Origin of the sequence: Burkholderia stabilis (assembly GCF_001742165.1) — a bacterium.
In the GTDB taxonomy this organism is placed as follows: Bacteria; Pseudomonadota; Gammaproteobacteria; order Burkholderiales; family Burkholderiaceae; genus Burkholderia; species Burkholderia stabilis.
The window spans coordinates 425240-440753 of record NZ_CP016442.1 but is presented as its reverse complement, the minus strand read 5'-3'; the positions used below and the strand labels follow the sequence as shown (position 1 = coordinate 440753).

18 protein-coding genes are annotated in these 15514 nt (G+C 66.8%); 8 read left to right on the top strand and 10 right to left on the bottom strand.

Going from position 1 to position 15514, the window contains the following annotated elements; all coding sequences use genetic code 11:
• Positions 1–142: 142 nt before the first annotated feature.
• Both mscL and BBJ41_RS02170 read left to right on the top strand, forming a co-directional pair.
• Positions 143–574: a large conductance mechanosensitive channel protein MscL gene (mscL, locus tag BBJ41_RS02175; RefSeq protein ID WP_059233903.1), complete on the top strand. Its 432-nt coding sequence runs from the start codon at positions 143–145 to the stop codon at positions 572–574.
• 333 nt (positions 575–907) lie between these two features.
• Entirely contained in the window at positions 908–1354 is a 447-nt protein-coding gene (locus BBJ41_RS02170) for a hypothetical protein (protein ID WP_027784713.1), read from the top strand.
• A 66-nt stretch (positions 1355–1420) separates the two neighbouring features.
• Here BBJ41_RS02170 and BBJ41_RS02165 read toward each other — a convergent pair whose 3' ends face one another.
• Entirely contained in the window at positions 1421–2314 is an 894-nt protein-coding gene (locus BBJ41_RS02165) for an NAD(P)-dependent oxidoreductase (RefSeq protein ID WP_069745121.1), read from the bottom strand.
• A gap of 135 nt (positions 2315–2449) precedes the next feature.
• On the opposite strand from BBJ41_RS02165, the gene BBJ41_RS02160 reads away from it, so the two are divergent.
• A complete protein-coding gene (locus BBJ41_RS02160) occupies positions 2450–2659 on the top strand; it encodes a dodecin (protein ID WP_006493215.1) in 210 nt (69 codons plus the stop codon).
• Between the two features lie 220 nt (positions 2660–2879).
• Positions 2880–3809, top strand: a complete 930-nt coding sequence (locus BBJ41_RS02155) for a LysR substrate-binding domain-containing protein (RefSeq protein WP_006490213.1) — start codon at positions 2880–2882, stop codon at positions 3807–3809.
• A 91-nt stretch (positions 3810–3900) separates the two neighbouring features.
• Here the strand turns inward: BBJ41_RS02155 and BBJ41_RS02150 are convergent, their stop codons facing one another.
• Positions 3901–5313, bottom strand: coding sequence for an 8-oxoguanine deaminase (locus BBJ41_RS02150; protein WP_069745120.1), 1413 nt, complete (start codon positions 5311–5313; stop codon positions 3901–3903).
• A 510-nt stretch (positions 5314–5823) separates the two neighbouring features.
• Here BBJ41_RS02150 and uraH point away from each other — a divergent pair.
• On the top strand, positions 5824–6177 hold the full coding sequence (gene uraH / locus BBJ41_RS02145) for a hydroxyisourate hydrolase (RefSeq protein ID WP_011657188.1): 354 nt from the start codon (positions 5824–5826) through the stop codon (positions 6175–6177).
• 54 nt (positions 6178–6231) lie between these two features.
• Positions 6232–7425, top strand: a complete 1194-nt coding sequence (locus BBJ41_RS02140) for a urate hydroxylase PuuD (protein WP_069745119.1) — start codon at positions 6232–6234, stop codon at positions 7423–7425.
• 90 nt (positions 7426–7515) lie between these two features.
• Here BBJ41_RS02140 and BBJ41_RS02135 read toward each other — a convergent pair whose 3' ends face one another.
• Both BBJ41_RS02135 and BBJ41_RS02130 read right to left on the bottom strand, forming a co-directional pair.
• Positions 7516–7926 (bottom strand): ACT domain-containing protein, encoded by a 411-nt coding sequence (locus tag BBJ41_RS02135; RefSeq protein WP_069745118.1) that lies wholly within the window; start codon positions 7924–7926, stop codon positions 7516–7518.
• 70 nt (positions 7927–7996) lie between these two features.
• Complete coding sequence (locus BBJ41_RS02130; RefSeq protein WP_069745117.1) at positions 7997–8917, bottom strand: LysR substrate-binding domain-containing protein; 921 nt, start codon at positions 8915–8917, stop codon at positions 7997–7999.
• A gap of 134 nt (positions 8918–9051) precedes the next feature.
• Here BBJ41_RS02130 and BBJ41_RS02125 point away from each other — a divergent pair, with 134 nt between their 5' ends.
• Entirely contained in the window at positions 9052–9867 is an 816-nt protein-coding gene (locus BBJ41_RS02125) for an aminotransferase class IV family protein (protein ID WP_069745116.1), read from the top strand.
• Between the two features lie 36 nt (positions 9868–9903).
• On the opposite strand, the gene BBJ41_RS02120 is transcribed toward BBJ41_RS02125, so the two are convergent.
• A complete protein-coding gene (locus BBJ41_RS02120) occupies positions 9904–10308 on the bottom strand; it encodes a RidA family protein (protein ID WP_069745115.1) in 405 nt (134 codons plus the stop codon).
• Positions 10309–10460: 152 nt separating this feature from the next.
• Here BBJ41_RS02120 and BBJ41_RS02115 point away from each other — a divergent pair, with 152 nt between their 5' ends.
• On the top strand, positions 10461–11426 hold the full coding sequence (locus BBJ41_RS02115; protein WP_069745114.1) for a LysR family transcriptional regulator: 966 nt from the start codon (positions 10461–10463) through the stop codon (positions 11424–11426).
• Between the two features lie 85 nt (positions 11427–11511).
• On the opposite strand, the gene BBJ41_RS02110 is transcribed toward BBJ41_RS02115, so the two are convergent.
• The 5 genes from BBJ41_RS02110 to BBJ41_RS02090 form a co-directional block, all read right to left on the bottom strand.
• Complete coding sequence (locus BBJ41_RS02110) at positions 11512–12024, bottom strand: ureidoglycolate lyase (RefSeq protein ID WP_069745113.1); 513 nt, start codon at positions 12022–12024, stop codon at positions 11512–11514.
• A complete protein-coding gene (gene alc, locus BBJ41_RS02105) occupies positions 12021–13034 on the bottom strand; it encodes an allantoicase (RefSeq protein ID WP_069745112.1) in 1014 nt (337 codons plus the stop codon). The genes BBJ41_RS02110 and alc overlap by 4 nt, the downstream gene beginning before the upstream one ends.
• A 62-nt stretch (positions 13035–13096) precedes the next feature.
• On the bottom strand, positions 13097–13618 hold the full coding sequence (gene uraD / locus BBJ41_RS02100; RefSeq protein ID WP_069745111.1) for a 2-oxo-4-hydroxy-4-carboxy-5-ureidoimidazoline decarboxylase: 522 nt from the start codon (positions 13616–13618) through the stop codon (positions 13097–13099).
• Positions 13615–14568: an allantoinase PuuE gene (gene puuE / locus BBJ41_RS02095; RefSeq protein ID WP_069745110.1), complete on the bottom strand. Its 954-nt coding sequence runs from the start codon at positions 14566–14568 to the stop codon at positions 13615–13617. Before puuE ends, uraD begins: the two co-directional genes overlap by 4 nt.
• 148 nt (positions 14569–14716) lie before the next feature.
• The gene (locus tag BBJ41_RS02090) at positions 14717–15508 is read right to left on the bottom strand and encodes an aspartate/glutamate racemase family protein (RefSeq protein ID WP_069745109.1); all 792 of its coding nucleotides are present in this window, start codon (positions 15506–15508) and stop codon (positions 14717–14719) included.
• Positions 15509–15514 lie beyond the last annotated feature (6 nt).

Sequence of the window (15514 nt, the reverse complement as noted above, 5' to 3'; positions counted from 1 at the left end):
CAATCATTTCAAGATGGACTACCGGCTTGGGGAGCGTTCGCTATCATGCGGCCATCGGCGTGCCACCGACCCTCATTCGACGCTTCGCATCCCTGCGCGTCGCGGCACGCCTCCCCTCGCCCCAACCAGGAGAAAGCCGCTCATGAGCATAATCAAGGAATTCAAGGAGTTCGCCGTCAAGGGCAACGTGATGGATCTCGCCGTCGGCGTGATCATCGGCGGCGCGTTCTCGAAGATCGTCGACTCGGTCGTGAAAGACCTCATCATGCCGGTCATCGGCGTGCTGACCGGCGGTCTGGATTTCTCGAACAAGTTCGTTCTGCTCGGCACCATCCCCCCGACGTTCAAGGGTAATCCCGATTCGTTCAAGGACCTGCAGGCCGCGGGCGTCGCCGCATTCGGTTACGGCTCGTTCATCACGGTGGCGATCAATTTCGTGATCCTCGCCTTCATCATTTTCCTGATGGTGAAATTCATCAACAAGCTGCGCAAGCCGGACGAAGCCGCGCCGGCCGCGACGCCGGAAGACACCGTGCTGCTGCGCGAGATCCGCGATTCGCTCAAGCAGCGCTGATCGCCGAGCGCCCCGCCTGCCAGGCCCGCCCCGTGCGGGCCTTTTTATTGCGCGCGCCATGCACCGCCGCATGCGGCCTATCTCACTTTTTTGTGACGCACGAATGCACGCGCGGGAAAAGCAGGTCTATGATGGAGACTAAACGACAGTACGGGCGCCAAGACGCTGGCTGTGTCGATCATGGCGAGCAGGTCGACGGGAGACATTGATCGTCGTACTGCACGAATGCAGCATTTTCGTGTGCTATAAAGGATCGACATGCGGCGTACATAGCCGGGAGTGGGTCGCATGAAAGTGCCGCATTTCTTGCAATTGTTTTTGAGGCGAGTGTTTATGTCCTTCCCGAAAAAACGTCGGCGTGCCCAACAGGATGGCCAGGAGTCATTCCTTGCGGTTTTGCGCCACTCGAAACCGTTTGCCCAGCTCGACACCAAGATTGCCCGCGCCCGTGCGCAGGACGAACCCGTCCTCTACGCGCATGTGCTGCCCGGCCTCGACGTGCTCCTGTGCAGCGTGCGCGGCGCACAGCCGCCCTATCCGGCCATCGCCGAGCTGCGCAAGCGCTGCATCGAATCGATCGCCAACGCGCTCGAGCAGCCGCTGGACGGCCTCGAAAACGGCGGGTACTGGTACGAGGCGAACGGCTTCGGCTTCCTGGTATTCGCGAGTCGTGCGCGCGCGCGCATCCTGCCCGAGTTTGGTGCAGGTACGAAAGCGAGCCTGCGCGGCGGGCTCGGTCGCCAGAACGCCGGCGACACGACACCACGCTCCCTCGGCTGAACCGACAGCACTTCGATGGGCCGCCTCCGGGCGGCCCATCTGCCATTCACGCGCCTCGCGTACCCGTCACGTCGCCCGCTGACGCCCGTTACCGGGCCGAACGATGTCGATGAATGCGGCGAAATCGGCGCCGGCCAGCCCTTGCGCCGCGCCGAGCCGCAGCACCTGCTGCACGGTGGCCGAAACCGGCATCACCGCGCCGGTGTCGCGCGCGGCGTCGGCGATCGCATCGACATCCTTCTGGAACGTACTGAGCGCGCCGATCGGCGCGTGACCGCCCGACGTCATGCGCGGCACGAACGTCTGCAGCAGCACCGAATCGGCCCAGCCGCCGGCGAGCGCCTCGGCCAGCCGCGCGGCGTCGATGCCGCTCGCCTGCGCAAGCCCGACCGCCTCGGCGATCGCAGTCACCGTCGCGGTAACGATCGCCTGGTTGCACAGCTTCGCCGTCTGGCCCGCACCTGCGTCGCCCATGTGCGTGATGCGCGACGCATAGGTATCGATCAGCGGCCGCACCGCGTCGAGATCGGCCGCTCGGCCGCCGGCCATCACCGCGAGCGTGCCGGCCTGCGCGCCCGGCACGCCGCCCGACACCGGCGCATCGACCCAGCCCACGCCGAACGCGGCCGCGCGCGCCGCGTAGTCGCGCGTCGCCGCAGGCGGAATGCTCGAATGATCGACGATGCGCTGCAAACGACGCGCAGCCGCGTCGCCGGAAAGCAGCCCGTGCTCGCCGAACACGACGTCGCCGACCGCACGGCCATCGAGCACGCACACGAATACCGTGTCGACCCGCTCCGCCAGCTCGCGCGGCGTGCCGACCACCTGCGCGCCGTCCTTCACGAGCGCCTCGGCCTTGTCGCGCGAGCGATTCCACACGCTGACCCGATGCCCGGCCGCCAGCAAATGCCGAATCATCGGCGCGCCCATCAATCCCGGTCCGCAAAATCCGACTTCCACGATCTTCCTCGTCTCCGATATGGGTTGCACTTGCCGCCCATCATACCTATCACTCAAGAAGCCGGGCACGCACGGCGCCGCTTCGGGACCGTGGCTTGCACCGGCGAACCATACGGACATTCCAGGGAGCGCATCATGAGCGACCACGTGTACAAGATGATCGAACTGACCGGTTCGTCGCGGCAGTCGAGCGACGACGCCATCCGCAACGCGATCTCCAAAGCCGGCAAAACGCTGCACAACCTGCACTGGTTTCAGGTGACCGAAACGCGCGGCCACATCGAAGGCGACCAGGTCGTTCACTGGCAGGTCACGCTGAAGGTCGGCATGCGCATCGACGACTGACGTACATACGGCATCACGCGCCGCACGGCGCCCCGGATGCGCGCAACGCGCATCCACGCGGCGTCGCGCGCCCGCATTCCGCCCCGTTCAGGCCCCTTGTGAAGGCCCGACCGGCGGGTGTCTGCGGGTATCCATCTCTTGACGCTGGCCCGGCTTCATATTAAAAACCATATATCCCCCCTGCCCCTCGATCAGCCCAGACATATAAAACGGAGATATCATGAGTCAGCAACGCGAGGCGATCGACACGTACCTCTTGCGCGTCTTGCACACCCTGTTGATGGAGCGCAGCGTCACGCGCGCGGCCGTCAAACTGAACCAGTCGCAACCGGCGATCAGCGCCGCGCTGCGGCGCCTGCGCGACATCACCGGCGATCCGCTGCTCGTGCGCGGCAAGTCCGGCATGGTGCCGACCGAATACGGGCTGCGCCTGCTCGAGCCCGTGCAGAACGCACTGCGTGAAATCGAGCGCATCAAGTTCCAGCAGCACAACTTCGACCCGGCCACGTCGATCCGCTGCTACCGGATCGGCTGCCCCGATTACCTGAACGTGCTGTTCGTGCCGACCGTCGTCGAACGTTTCCGCCAGGCCGCGCCGAACGCGACGCTCGAGTTCCATTCGCTCGGCCCCGCGTTCGACTACGAGCTGGCACTGGAAGACGGCAAGCTCGACATCGTCGTCGGCAACTGGCCCGAACCGCCCGAGCAACTGCACCTGTCGAACCTGTTCGTCGACGAGATCGTCTGCCTGATGAGCAACACGCACCCGTTCGCGAAGCGCGGCGGGCTCACGCTCGACCAGTACCTGAACGCGCCGCATCTCGCGCCGACGCCGTACTCGGTCGGCCAGCGCGGCGCGATCGACGTGCATCTCGCGCGCGAACGGCTCAAGCGTCACGTGGTCGTCACGCTGCCGTACTTCAACCTCGCACCGTACGTGCTCGTGAAGTCCGACCTGATCTTCACGACGACGCGCCTGTTCGCCGATCACTACGCGAAGTTCCTGCCGCTGTCGGTCGTGCCGGCGCCGCTCGACTTCCCGCCGATGCAGTACTACCAGCTGTGGCACGAGCGCTGCCACTACTCCGACGAAGTGCGCTGGCTGCGCAGCCTCGTCGCCGAAGCCACCCGCACGCTGATCGAACCGTAACGGCACACGCCGCCCGCGCCGCCCACGCCTTTACAGCGCGGCAACGGCGGCACGCCCACCAGGGCGGCCGCCGCGCGACGTCAGCGTTTCGTCAGCGCGATGCCTCGACGAGCGCGTGCGCGAGCGCGTTGTGGCGCTCGATGACGGGCGGCAGATCGAGCGTCGCGAGCCGCCCTTCCCGCACCACCACCTTCCCGTTCACCACCGTGTAAGCCGTCTGCGACGGCGCACAGAACACGAGCGCCGCCACCGGATCGTGCAGCGCGCCCGCGAACAGCGGCTGGCGCAGGTCGAACGCGGCGAAGTCCGCGGCCATGCCGGGCTTCAGCGCGCCGATATCGTCGCGGTTCAGCACCTTCGCGCCGCCGAGCGTCGCGATCTCGAGCGCTTCGCGCGCGGTCATCGCATCGGGCCCGAAGCCGACCCGCTGCAGCAGCAGCGCCTGCCGCACTTCCGCGACCATCTGCGCGCCGTCGTTCGACGCCGAGCCGTCAACGCCGAGGCCGACCGGCACGCCCGCCAGACGCATCTTCTTGATCGGCGCGATGCCCGACGCGAGCCGCATGTTCGAGCACGGGCAGTGCGCGACGCCCGTGCCGGTGCGCGCGAACAGGCCGATGCCCGCATCGTCGAGCTGCACGCAGTGCGCATGCCACACGTCGTGGCCGACCCAGCCGAGATCTTCCGCATATTCGGCGGGCGTCATCCCGAACTTCTCGCGGCTGTACGCGATGTCGTTGACGTTCTCCGCCAGGTGCGTATGCAGCGACACGCCGTACTCGCGCGCGAGCACGGCCGCGTCGCGCATCAGTTCGCGGCTCACCGAGAACGGCGAGCACGGCGCGACGACCACGCGCAGCATCGCGTAGCGGCCTTCGTCGTGATAGGTCTCGATCAGGCGCTGCGCGTCGCGCAGGATGTCGGGTTCGCGCTCGACCACCGAATCGGGCGGCAGCCCGCCGTCGCGCTGGCCGACGCTCATTGCGCCGCGGCTCGCGTGAAAGCGCATGCCGATCCGCTGGGCGGCGCCGATGCTGTCGTCGAGCCGGCTGCCGTTCGGGTAGATGTACAGGTGATCGCTCGACGTCGTGCAGCCCGACTGCAGCAGCTCGGCCATCGCGGTCAGCGTCGACACCTCGATCATCTCGGGCGTCAGGTGCGCCCAGATCCGGTACAGGTTCGTGAGCCAGCCGAACAGCTCGGCGTTCTGCGCGGCCGGCACCGCGCGCGTGAGGCTCTGGTACATGTGGTGGTGCGTGTTCACCAGCCCCGGGATCACGAGGTGGCCGCGCAGGTCGAGCACTTCGTCGGCCGTGTCGGGCAGCTCGGCGGTCGGGCCGACCGCGACGATCCGGTTGTCTTCGATGTAGAGCCCCGCGTCGCGCAATTCGCGGCGCGTGTCGTCCATGGTCACGAGCACGTCGGCGTGCTTGACCAGCAGGGTTTTCGGGCGGGATGGGGATGCGTTCGGCGCGCGTGCGCCAGCGTGCTGCTCGAGGTTCATGCGTTCTCCGCGTCGGTCTGCCCCCAGGAGTCACTCCTGGAGGGGTCACAAAGCCGTTCGAACGCTGATTCGCGGCACGCCCCGGTGCCTGCGTCCGTTCGAACGCCCTGGCCCGGTTACCCGGCGTGCTCGCCGTCTTCGGGGTACGCGCGGGCCACAGGCCGACGCGCACGGCGGGAGGATCGCCCAAGCGCGCGCGGCACACAATGCGCGATCCGGAATACCGCGCTTCACGGTTCCGATATGGTACGCCGCGCGAGGCCGCGCCAGAGGCCGGAAATGCACGCTGGAACCCGTATCCGGCGTGCCGTCGACAGCCGCTCATGCGCGGCGCATTATCTTTGATATCGCGCCCGTATTTGCGCGGGGAACCTTTTTACAATGCCTGCACGGCGCTCGCTTCAACTTCGCCGACGGGTATGTAGCCACGTGACGTGGAGCCTCGATCCGCCGCACAGTCAATGGATCGAGTCGCCGCCGAACCTCGCATTCACACAAGGACAATTGCGAATGGGAAAGCTCACTACCCACGTACTCGATACGGCGCACGGTCGTCCCGGCGCTGCAATCAAGGTCGACCTCTACGCGCTGGACGGCGAATCGCGCCGCGCGATCAAGACCGTACTGACCAATAGCGACGGCCGTTGCGACGAACCCCTGCTCGAAGGCGCCGCGCTCGCCGCCGGCGAATACGAACTCGTGTTCCATGCCGGCGACTACTTCGCGTCGCTCGGCGTGAAGGTACCCGAACCCCGTTTCGTCGACCGCGTCGTGCTGCGCTTCGGCATCGCCGACACCGCATCGCACTACCACGTGCCGCTGCTCGTGTCGCCGTGGTCGTACAGCACCTATCGCGGCAGCTGACACACGTATCAGCGCCCACATCAAAGACAAACGATCTGAGTCTGGAGGAGTTTCATGGAAGGCTTCATCACCGACTGGCTGAACCTCGCGCTGCGATGGCTGCACGTCATCGTCGCCATTGCGTGGATCGGCGAGTCCTTCTATTTCGTCGCGCTCGACAACAGCCTGAAACCGCCGACCGACCCGAACCAGCGCAAGCGCGGTGTGTTCGGCGAGCTGTGGCACGTCCACGGCGGCGGTTTCTACAACATGCAGAAGTACACGGTCGCCCCGCCGGAAATGCCGGATGACCTGCACTGGTCGAAGTGGCCGTCGTACACGACCTGGCTGTCGGGCTTCTCGCTGTTCTTCGTGCTGTACCTGCTCGCGCCGAACACGTACCTGATCGACAAGAGCGTGCTCGACATGGGCCCGGTGGTCGCCGTCGCATCCGCGCTCGGCTTCCTCGCAGCCGGCTGGATCGTCTACGACTCGCTGTGCCGCATCCTCGGCACCAACGACCGCGTGCTCGGTATTTGCGTCGGCATTTACGTCGTCGTCGCGGCGTACCTCGCGTGCCATATCTTCTCGGGCCGTGCCGCCTACCTGATCGTCGGCGCGATGCTCGCGACGATCATGTCGGCGAACGTGTTCTTCGTGATCATCCCCGGCCAGCGCAAGATGGTCGACAAGATGCTCAAGGGCGAAGAGCCGAACCCGATCTACGGCAAGCGCGGCAAGCAGCGCTCGGTGCACAACACCTACTTCACGCTGCCCGTCGTGTTCGCGATGCTGTCGAACCACTACGCGATGACGTACACGAACAAGTTCAACTGGGTCGTGCTCGTGCTGATCATGCTGGCCGGCGCGCTGATCCGCCAGTTCTTCGTGATGCGTCACCGCGGCAAGCAGCTGTGGTATCTGCCGATCGGCGGCGTCGCGCTGCTGTCGGGCGCGCTGGTGTGGACGATGCCGAAGCCGGTCGCACCGGAAGCGCAAGCTGCGAACGCGCCGAAGATCGTGATCAACGACATCATGCCGATCCTGCAACAGCGCTGCGTCGAGTGCCACTCGGCGAAGCCGACGCTGATGGGCAGCGCGCCTGCAGGCGTGATGTTCGACACGCCGGACGAAGTGTCGAAGAACGCGCAGCGTATCTACGAACAGGCCGTGCGCCTGAAGGCGATGCCGATCGGTAACGTCACGCACATGACCGACGACGAGCGCACCAAGCTCGCTGCCTGGTTCGAGGGTGGCGCGGTCAAGTAAGGCGCCGTGCGCCGGTTACCGGCGCAATCCTTTCCGTTCGCGGGCCCGGTAACGGGCCCGTTTTTTTTGCCTGCCCGGAATGCTCGTGCGCTAGCCGCGCATCGCATCGCGCTGAAGCGCGGCGAGCGCATCGAGCGCGCGCGGGCCGTCGTCGAACGGCACGAAGATGTGATCGTGGTACGCGGCGGCCATCACGTTGCAGCTGATGCCGGCCGCGCCCAACGCCCGCGCGAACGCCGCCGTGAGGCCGACGGCCGCGAGATCGGAATGCACGGTCAGCGTGATCCACGCGGCGCGGAACAGCACGGGCCAGCCGTGGCGGGCAGCCGTTTCCTCGTCGACCACGACCGTCAGCCCTTCCGCTTCGCGGAACGTCGCGATCGCTTCGGATAACGATACGTCGGTGCCGGGCGGCAGCGATACGAACGCGAACGCGCCCGGATGCAGCTCGGGCTGCATCGTGCGCAACAGGACCGCGAGGTCGTTTTCAGGTTGGCTCATCGGAGGAAGGCGTCCGGAACGGACGTCGTGCGGTGGCGATGCGCGCACGATAGCACGCGCGATGACGCCGTTACGCACGCATCATCGCGACTTCGTCCGCGAGCCAGCCGCGAAACGCGACGATGCGCGGGTCGCCCTGCGTATGCTCCGGATACACGACGTGATACGCCACCTCGGGCGACAACGCGACGCTCACGTCGAACAGCCGCACGATGCGCCCGTCCGCGAGATCGCGCGCGATCATGCACGGCTCCGCGAGACCGACCGCCGCGCCGTCCGTCACGGCCTGCACCACGTGGCTAGAATCGGGAAACGCGACGCACCGGCTGTCGTCGAAACCGTCGACGCCGGCCGCGGCCATCCACGCCGACCAGCGCGGCCAGATCACGCCGTCGACTTCGCAGTCCACGTGACAAAGCGTGTGGCGCAGCAAGTCGCGCGGCCCGCGCAACGGCGGCCCGGCCGACAGCAGCGCCGGGCTGCCGACCGCGACGACCGACGTGCCGAACAGGCGCTGCGCGCATGCGTCGCGATAACGCCCGGCGCCGAAGCGGATCGCGACGTCCACGTCGTCGTCATCGAAATCGCGCAGCCGGTCGGTAATGTCGAATGTCAGCTCGAACGCCGGATGTGCGGCCCTGAAGCGCGGCAGGCGCGGCAGCAGCCAGTGCGTCGCGAAGCGCGCGCCGACCGACACGCGCAGCTCCGTCTGCGCTCGCGTGACGCGGCGCGCCCGTGCGGTCGCGCGTTGCAGGCCGGCCAGCGCATCGGCCGCCGCCGCAGCCAGCACGACGCCCGCCGGCGTGAGCCGGATGCTGCGGCTCGTGCGGACGAACAGCGCGATGCCGAGTTGCGCCTCGATTTCCTTGATCTGGTGACTGACTGCCGCGGGCGTCAGCCCGACCTCGTCGGCCGCCCGCGAAAAATTCAGGTGACGCGCCGCCGCATCGAACGTCCTCAGCGCGCGCGTACCAGGCCACATGCGTTCCATCGATCTTCAAGAAAAATTTGATGACCGTGCCAAAACTACTCGTTTTTCATGACGCCATCAATCGGCAAACAATAGGCTTTCTTGAAGATCCTGCGAGCCGCCCCCCGCTCGCGATCGAACCCGGAGATTCGCCGATGACCGTTGCCCCGTTCCCGTCCGTCGCCCAGCTCAACGGCGCGCCCGCCACGCAGGAAACACTCGCCGCGCTGGCATTCGCGGGCCATGCGCATTTCACCGCGATGCAGGTGCGTGACGGCCGCGCACGCGGCCTCGACCTGCACCTCGCGCGACTGCGCGACGCATCGAACACGCTGTTCGGGCGCACGCTGCCCGACGACCGGATTCGCACGCTCCTGCGTGCGGCGCTCGAGCACGCGCCTTCGGCGCTGTCGCTGACGGCGACCGTGCATTCGACGACGGGAGAATTCGTCGCGGCGCGCGACGACGAAGCGCTCGACGTGCTGGTCCGCACCGCTGCACCGACGTCGGGGCCGGCCGGCCCGCTCGATCTCGCACTGTTCGAATACGAGCGCGTGCTGCCCGACATCAAGCACGTCGGCGAAGTCGCGAAGACGCACTTCCTGCGCCGTGCAGTCGCGCAGGGCTTCGACGATGCGGCGTTCACCGATCGTCATGGGCGCATCAGCGAGGGAACGATCTGGAATCTGGCGTTCCGGACCGGAGACACGGTCGTGTGGCCGGTGGCCGACATGCTCGGCGGCGTCACGATGCGGATCGTGCGCCGGCAACTGGCGCGTCTCGGCGTCGCGCAGCACGATCACGAGCTGACGCCGGCCGACCTGCCTGCGATGGCCGGCGCCGTCGTGATGAATTCGTGGACGCCCGGCATCGCCGTGCGCCGGTTCGGCACGGCGACGCTGCCCGATTCGCCGTCGTTCGCCGCGTTGCTGCATCGCGCATATGAAGCGGAACCGCTCGTCGCGCCGTGAGCGGCTCCGGCGCGCGCCGCGCGTGCCCGTGCCGGTTCAACCGTCGACCGGCTCCGGCAACCGTGCGATCGCCTTGATCTCGAACTGGAAACCGTACAGCCACGTCACGCCGACGGCGGTCAGCGTCGGATGCGGCGCGTCGCCCCAGTACTCGGGGACGATCTCCCAAATCCGCTCGAACGTCGATTCCGGGTCGACGAGGAAGACCGTCACGTCGACGACGTCGTCGAACGTGCAACCGGCCGCACGCAACACCGCATTCAGGTTCTCGAACGCGCGCCGGACCTGCGCGCCCAGCTCCGGCTCGGGCGAGCCGTCCTCGCGGCTGCCGACCTGCCCGGACACGAACAGGAAACCGTTCGAGCGCAGCGCCGGCGAATAGCGGTTGCGCTCGTACAGCGCCTGGCGCCCCGGCGGGAAAACTACGCTACGCTTTGCCATCCAACACCTCCATCAGTCAGTGGGGCGAAGCCGCCCCTGCATCAACGATGAAGGCACTTTAAGGACCGTTGCCCGTCGGATAAACGGGCAACCGTGTCCAACACTGTTTGTGCGCCCCAAACAATTCCCGACCGACGCGGAGCCTTGACCCGATGGACCGATTCGACGCAATGCAGGCGTTCGCCCGCGTAGTGGAAGCCGGCAGCTTCACGAAAGCGGCCGACACGCTGCACATGAGCCGCACCACCGTCACGCAACTGGTGCAGCAGCTCGAAGCGCGGCTGCGCGTGAAGCTGTTCAACCGCACGACGCGCAAGGTCGTCGTCACGGCCGACGGCGCCGCGTATTACGACCGCGTGGTGCGGCTGCTGGCCGACATGGACGATGCCGAAACGAGCCTGTCCGCCGCGTCCGCGTCGCCCAGGGGGCGGCTGCGCGTGGACGTGCCGAGCCCGTTCGCGCGCCTGATCCTGATCCCCGCGCTGCCCGCGTTCCATGCACGTTATCCGGACATCCAGCTCGACATGGGCGTGAGCGATCGCGTGGTGGACGTGATCGGCGAGAACGTCGACTGCGTCGTGCGCGGCGGCGAGCCGACCGACCGGTCGCTGGTCGCGCGCCGCGTCGGCGATCTTCGGCTCGGCGTATACGCGTCGCCGGACTATCTCGCGCACGCCGGCACGCCGGCGCATCCGGACGAACTGGAAGACACGCATCACCGGATCGTCGGTTTTCTGTGGGCGCGCACCGGCAAGGCGTTGCCGTTCGCGATGGAATGCAACGGCGCGCGCGTCGACGTGCGCGGGCGCTACGTGCTCGCGGTCGATGACGGCAACGCATATCTCGAGGCCGGTCTCGCCGGGCTCGGCATCCTGTGGCTGCCCGACTACATGGCGGCCGCGTATCGCGCCCGCGGCGAACTGGTGCCGCTGTTCGAACGCTGGCGGCTGGACCCGATGCCGATGTACGTCGCGTTCCCGCCGAACCGGCACGTCAGCGCGAAGCTGCGCGTATTCGTCGACTGGGTCGCCGAGCTGATGGCGCAGCATGCGCCGCTTCAGCATCGGCGTCGCGGCAGCGACGGTTCACGCGGCACGCGCAAAGCCGTCACGACCTGACCTGAACCGCGCGGAAACGCGATCCATAAAAAAACCCGCGCATGTTGCGCGGGTTTCGACAGGCTGGCACGAAAACGCCAGCGACTCAGGCGGTCAGCGCGGTCAGCGCCTCGTCGGTGAGCCACAGCGATTCCTGCAGATCCTGCTCGTTGAGGTTCAGGCCATCGCCGCCGCGATCGACGACGATGAAGTCGCTGACGCCGCCGAGCGCGATCAGCGGGTGATGCCACACGCCCTTCGCGTAGTTGACGCCCTGCCACCCGCTCGTCACGAATGCGCGGATCTTCGCCGGATCGAGATCGCCCGCGGGCGCGACGACGACGAGATACGGCTGGTCATTCAGCGGCACGAATGCCTGGCTGCCGAGCGGATGCCGTTCGAGCATCTTCACCTCGAACGGCAGCGTGCGCGGCTGGCCGCGGAACAGGTTGACGAGCGTGCGTCCGTCTTCATCGGTCACGTCGACTTTCGCCAGATCGTGAAAGCGGATCGTCGTGCCGAGGTTGATCGGGATCTGCTTCGCCCCTTCCGTTTCGATCACGTCGCCGAACGGCGCGAAGGCTTCCTTGGTCAGCGGTTCGATAACGAGCGTCTTCATTTGTCGAGCGTCCCCCACAGACGCAGGCGCGACACGCCGCCGTCCGGAATGATGTTCAGTCGCACGTGCGTGACGGGGCCGAGCGACGCGATGTCGTGTTCGAAGTAATGCTGCTTGTCCATCTGCAGCTTCTGTTCGCCGAGCAGCACCGGCCAGAACATCGACTGCGTGATCAGCGAGCTGTCGGTGCCGCCCGACACGTACGCGGCCTGGATCGAGCAGCGGTCCGGGTAGTTGCCCTTGAAGAACGCCGTATCGACTTCGATCTTGCGGATCACGCCCGGCTGCGCGAGCGCGATGATCGCCCAGTCGTTGCCCGGCTCGCGGCGGCGGCGGGTTTCCCAGCCGTCGCCCATGTTCACGCCGCGGCCCGGCAGCAGCAGGTTCGACGCGACGCCGAAGTGCTGGTTGTTCGCCGCCACGACGTAACCGCCGTTTTCCATCGCCGCGAGATCGAACTGTTCGGTCGCGCTCGCGCCGGCCCAGTCGAGCTGCGGCTGGCCGTACACGCGCAGGCGCGCGATGCCGCCGTCCGGATAGATGTTCACGCGCAGGTGCGTGAATGCGCGGGCGTCGCTCGTTTCGACGTAGTGATGGCTGTTGCCCTGCAAGGTCGTCGACGGCACGATCTCGACCCATTCGGTGGCATGCGTCGGCGCGCCGTCGGCCACGAACGCGGCCTCGACCGATGCGGCCGGCGGGAAGTTGCCGGTGAAGTGGCTCGTATCGATGTCGAAGCCCTTGATCACGCCCGGGCGCGCGAGCTTGACGATGCACCAGTCGTAGCCGGTCGTGCGCTTGCGGCGGGTTTCCCAGCCGTCCATCCATTTGCCGTGATCGTCGTACTTGCCGGGGATGAACACGGCCGGCTCGGGGTTCAGCATCCGATCCTTCGGCGCGAAGAAATCGTCGCTGGCTTCGAGCGCCTGCGCACCGAGACGCGGGTCGGCGAGGTTCACGTAGCGCCGCGTGAAATCGGGTGCGTTGGGATCGAGAAGCGGAAGAGCCATGATGTTTCCTAGTTTCGGTAATGCGGTCAGGCCGCTGCGACGCAGCAGGCCGTGTTGCGGTGTCAGGCGTCGATCAGATCGTCGAGGCGGAAGCGTGCGATCCGGTAGATCTGGTCGAGGCTCGCGCGCAGCTCCTCGGTGCGCGAATGATTCACGCGCGCCTCGAAGTTCGCGATGATGCCGTGCCGGTCATAACCACGCACCGCGAGGATGAACGGGAAGCCGAACTTCTCGCGATACGTGCGGTTCAGCGTCAGCAGCTTGTCGAACTCTTCCTGCGTGCACTGGTCGAGGCCCGCGCCGCTCTGCTCGCGCGTCGACTCGGCGGTCAGCTCGCCGCGCACCGCGGCCTTGCCGGCCAACTCCGGGTGAGCGTTGATCAGTGCGAGCTGGCGCACTTCGCCGGACGTTTCCACCGCGCCCGACATCGTCTTGTGCAGCGCATCGATGCTCGCGAACGGACGCTCGCCCGCGGCGACCTCGGCCACCCACGGCGAATGTTCGAAGATCCCCGACAGCGCCGCGACGAATGCGCTCGGCGCCATCGTGTTCAGTTGATTCAACGTGTAACGCATCGCCTTCATGCTTTCCCTTCGTTTTGATGATTGGGCTGATACGGATGATGTTCACGCCAGTGACGCGCGATATCGACACGGCGCGTCACCCATACGCGATCGTGCTTCTCGATGTGATCGAGGAAACGCTGCAGCCCGCGGAACCGGCCGGGCCGGCCGAGCAGCCGGCAATGCATGCCGATCGACAGCATCTTCGGCGCCTCGTCGCCCTCTGCGTACAGCACGTCGAACGCGTCGCGCAGATAGTCGAAGAAGTGATCGCCGGTGTTGAAGCCTTGCGGCGTCGCGAAGCGCATGTCGTTCGTGTCGAGCGTGTACGGCAGGATCAGTTGCGGCGACGTGCCGCCGCCCGACACTTCGACGTCCATCCAGAACGGCAGGTCGTCGCCGTAGTTGTCGGAGTCGTACAGGAAGCCGCCGTATTCCGCGACCAGGCGGTGCGTATTGGGGCTGTCGCGGCCGGTATACCAGCCGAGCGGACGCACGCCCGTCACGCGCTCGATCGCTTCCATCCCGAGGCGCATGTGCTCGGCCTCGAGCTCGGGCGTCATGCTCTGATAGTGGATCCAGCGCCAGCCGTGGCACGCGATCTCGTGACCAAGCTCGACGAATGCGCGCGCGAGTTCCGGGTGACGCTCGATCGCCATGCCGACGCCGAATACCGTCAGCGGCATCCCGCGCTTCTCGAATTCGCGCAGGATGCGCCACACGCCGGCCCGCGACCCGTATTCGTAGATCGACTCCATGCTCATGTGGCGGTCCGGATACGCGGCCGCACCGACGATTTCGGACAGGAACTGCTCGGAGCCCGGGTCGCCGTGCAGCACGCAGTTCTCGCCGCCTTCTTCGTAGTTCAGCACGAATTGCACGGCGACGCGGGCGCGCCCCGGCCAGTTCGCCTGCACGGGATGGCGGCCGTAGCCGATCAGGTCGCGAGGATAGTTGGAATCGAGTGACATGGTTCGAAGTGCGACGAAAGCTCGCTGAAATAATGGGTTCGCATCGACCGCGCGGGTGCCGGAGGCCGGCCGCGCGAGCCGATGCGATGACGGCCCAGTGTAGCGAAAACGTCCATACGCGCCCATACAGCGGCGCAGATAGTGCGTGTCAGACGGTGTGTATGTGCGGTTGCGGCAAATTCGGGACCGGTTCCTCCGCATCCCCGCCTGGCGGGCTGAAGCGGGCGAATGCGCCGTCGTAGCGCTTCGGCAGCGGCCGCGCGTAGTCGCCGCGTTTCGCGGTCGCGAGGCGCAGCGAAACGAGCGCCTCGGCCCATTTGACGGCCGCCGTGACACCCTCGACCACCGGCGCGCCGATCTGCTGCTCGATCTCGTGCGCGAATTCGGCCATCCCCGCACAACCGAGCACGATCGCATCGGCGCCGTCCTCGTCGAGCGCGCGCCGGCATTCGTCGACGATGATCCGGCGCGCGGCCGATCCGGGCCGGTCGAGTTCGAGCACCGCGACGTCGGTTGCGCGCACGTTGCGGCAGAACCGCTTCATCCCGTAGCGCTCCGCGAGGTGCCACGCCATTCCGCAGGTGCGCGCAAGCGTCGTGACGACCGAGAAGCCCGGTGCGAGCACGCTCGCCGCGTGCATCGCGGCCTCGGCAATCCCGATCACCGGCCCGCGCGCGAGTTCGCGCGCTGCATAAAGGCCCGGATCGCCGAAACATGCGATCACGTACGCGTCGCAGCCGTCGCGCTCGCCCTGCGCGATCTCGGCGAGCAGCCCGGGCGTCGCGAGCGCCTCGTCGTAATACCCTTCGATCGACGGCGGCCCCATCGGCGGGCTCACGGCCACGATCTCCGTGCCGGCCGCTGCAACTTCGCGCGCGCAACGCCCCATCGCGTCGGTCATCCGCTGCGTCGTGTTCGGATTGATCAGTCGAATCTTCATCGCACG

Excerpts from the sequence above, each read along its gene's own strand:
- mscL (WP_059233903.1), top strand. The coding sequence starts at position 143 with ATGAGCATAATCAAGGAATTCAAGGAGTTCGCCGTCAAGGGCAACGTG.
- BBJ41_RS02170 (WP_027784713.1), top strand. The coding sequence starts at position 908 with ATGTCCTTCCCGAAAAAACGTCGGCGTGCCCAACAGGATGGCCAGGAG.
- BBJ41_RS02160 (WP_006493215.1), top strand. The coding sequence starts at position 2,450 with ATGAGCGACCACGTGTACAAGATGATCGAACTGACCGGTTCGTCGCGG.
- BBJ41_RS02155 (WP_006490213.1), top strand. The coding sequence starts at position 2,880 with ATGAGTCAGCAACGCGAGGCGATCGACACGTACCTCTTGCGCGTCTTG.
- BBJ41_RS02150 (WP_069745120.1), bottom strand. The coding sequence starts at position 5,313 with ATGAACCTCGAGCAGCACGCTGGCGCACGCGCGCCGAACGCATCCCCA.
- uraH (WP_011657188.1), top strand. The coding sequence starts at position 5,824 with ATGGGAAAGCTCACTACCCACGTACTCGATACGGCGCACGGTCGTCCC.
- BBJ41_RS02140 (WP_069745119.1), top strand. The coding sequence starts at position 6,232 with ATGGAAGGCTTCATCACCGACTGGCTGAACCTCGCGCTGCGATGGCTG.
- BBJ41_RS02135 (WP_069745118.1), bottom strand. The coding sequence starts at position 7,926 with ATGAGCCAACCTGAAAACGACCTCGCGGTCCTGTTGCGCACGATGCAG.
- BBJ41_RS02130 (WP_069745117.1), bottom strand. The coding sequence starts at position 8,917 with ATGGAACGCATGTGGCCTGGTACGCGCGCGCTGAGGACGTTCGATGCG.
- BBJ41_RS02125 (WP_069745116.1), top strand. The coding sequence starts at position 9,052 with ATGACCGTTGCCCCGTTCCCGTCCGTCGCCCAGCTCAACGGCGCGCCC.
- BBJ41_RS02120 (WP_069745115.1), bottom strand. The coding sequence starts at position 10,308 with ATGGCAAAGCGTAGCGTAGTTTTCCCGCCGGGGCGCCAGGCGCTGTAC.
- BBJ41_RS02115 (WP_069745114.1), top strand. The coding sequence starts at position 10,461 with ATGGACCGATTCGACGCAATGCAGGCGTTCGCCCGCGTAGTGGAAGCC.
- BBJ41_RS02110 (WP_069745113.1), bottom strand. The coding sequence starts at position 12,024 with ATGAAGACGCTCGTTATCGAACCGCTGACCAAGGAAGCCTTCGCGCCG.
- alc (WP_069745112.1), bottom strand. The coding sequence starts at position 13,034 with ATGGCTCTTCCGCTTCTCGATCCCAACGCACCCGATTTCACGCGGCGC.
- uraD (WP_069745111.1), bottom strand. The coding sequence starts at position 13,618 with ATGAAGGCGATGCGTTACACGTTGAATCAACTGAACACGATGGCGCCG.
- puuE (WP_069745110.1), bottom strand. The coding sequence starts at position 14,568 with ATGTCACTCGATTCCAACTATCCTCGCGACCTGATCGGCTACGGCCGC.
- BBJ41_RS02090 (WP_069745109.1), bottom strand. The coding sequence starts at position 15,508 with ATGAAGATTCGACTGATCAATCCGAACACGACGCAGCGGATGACCGAC.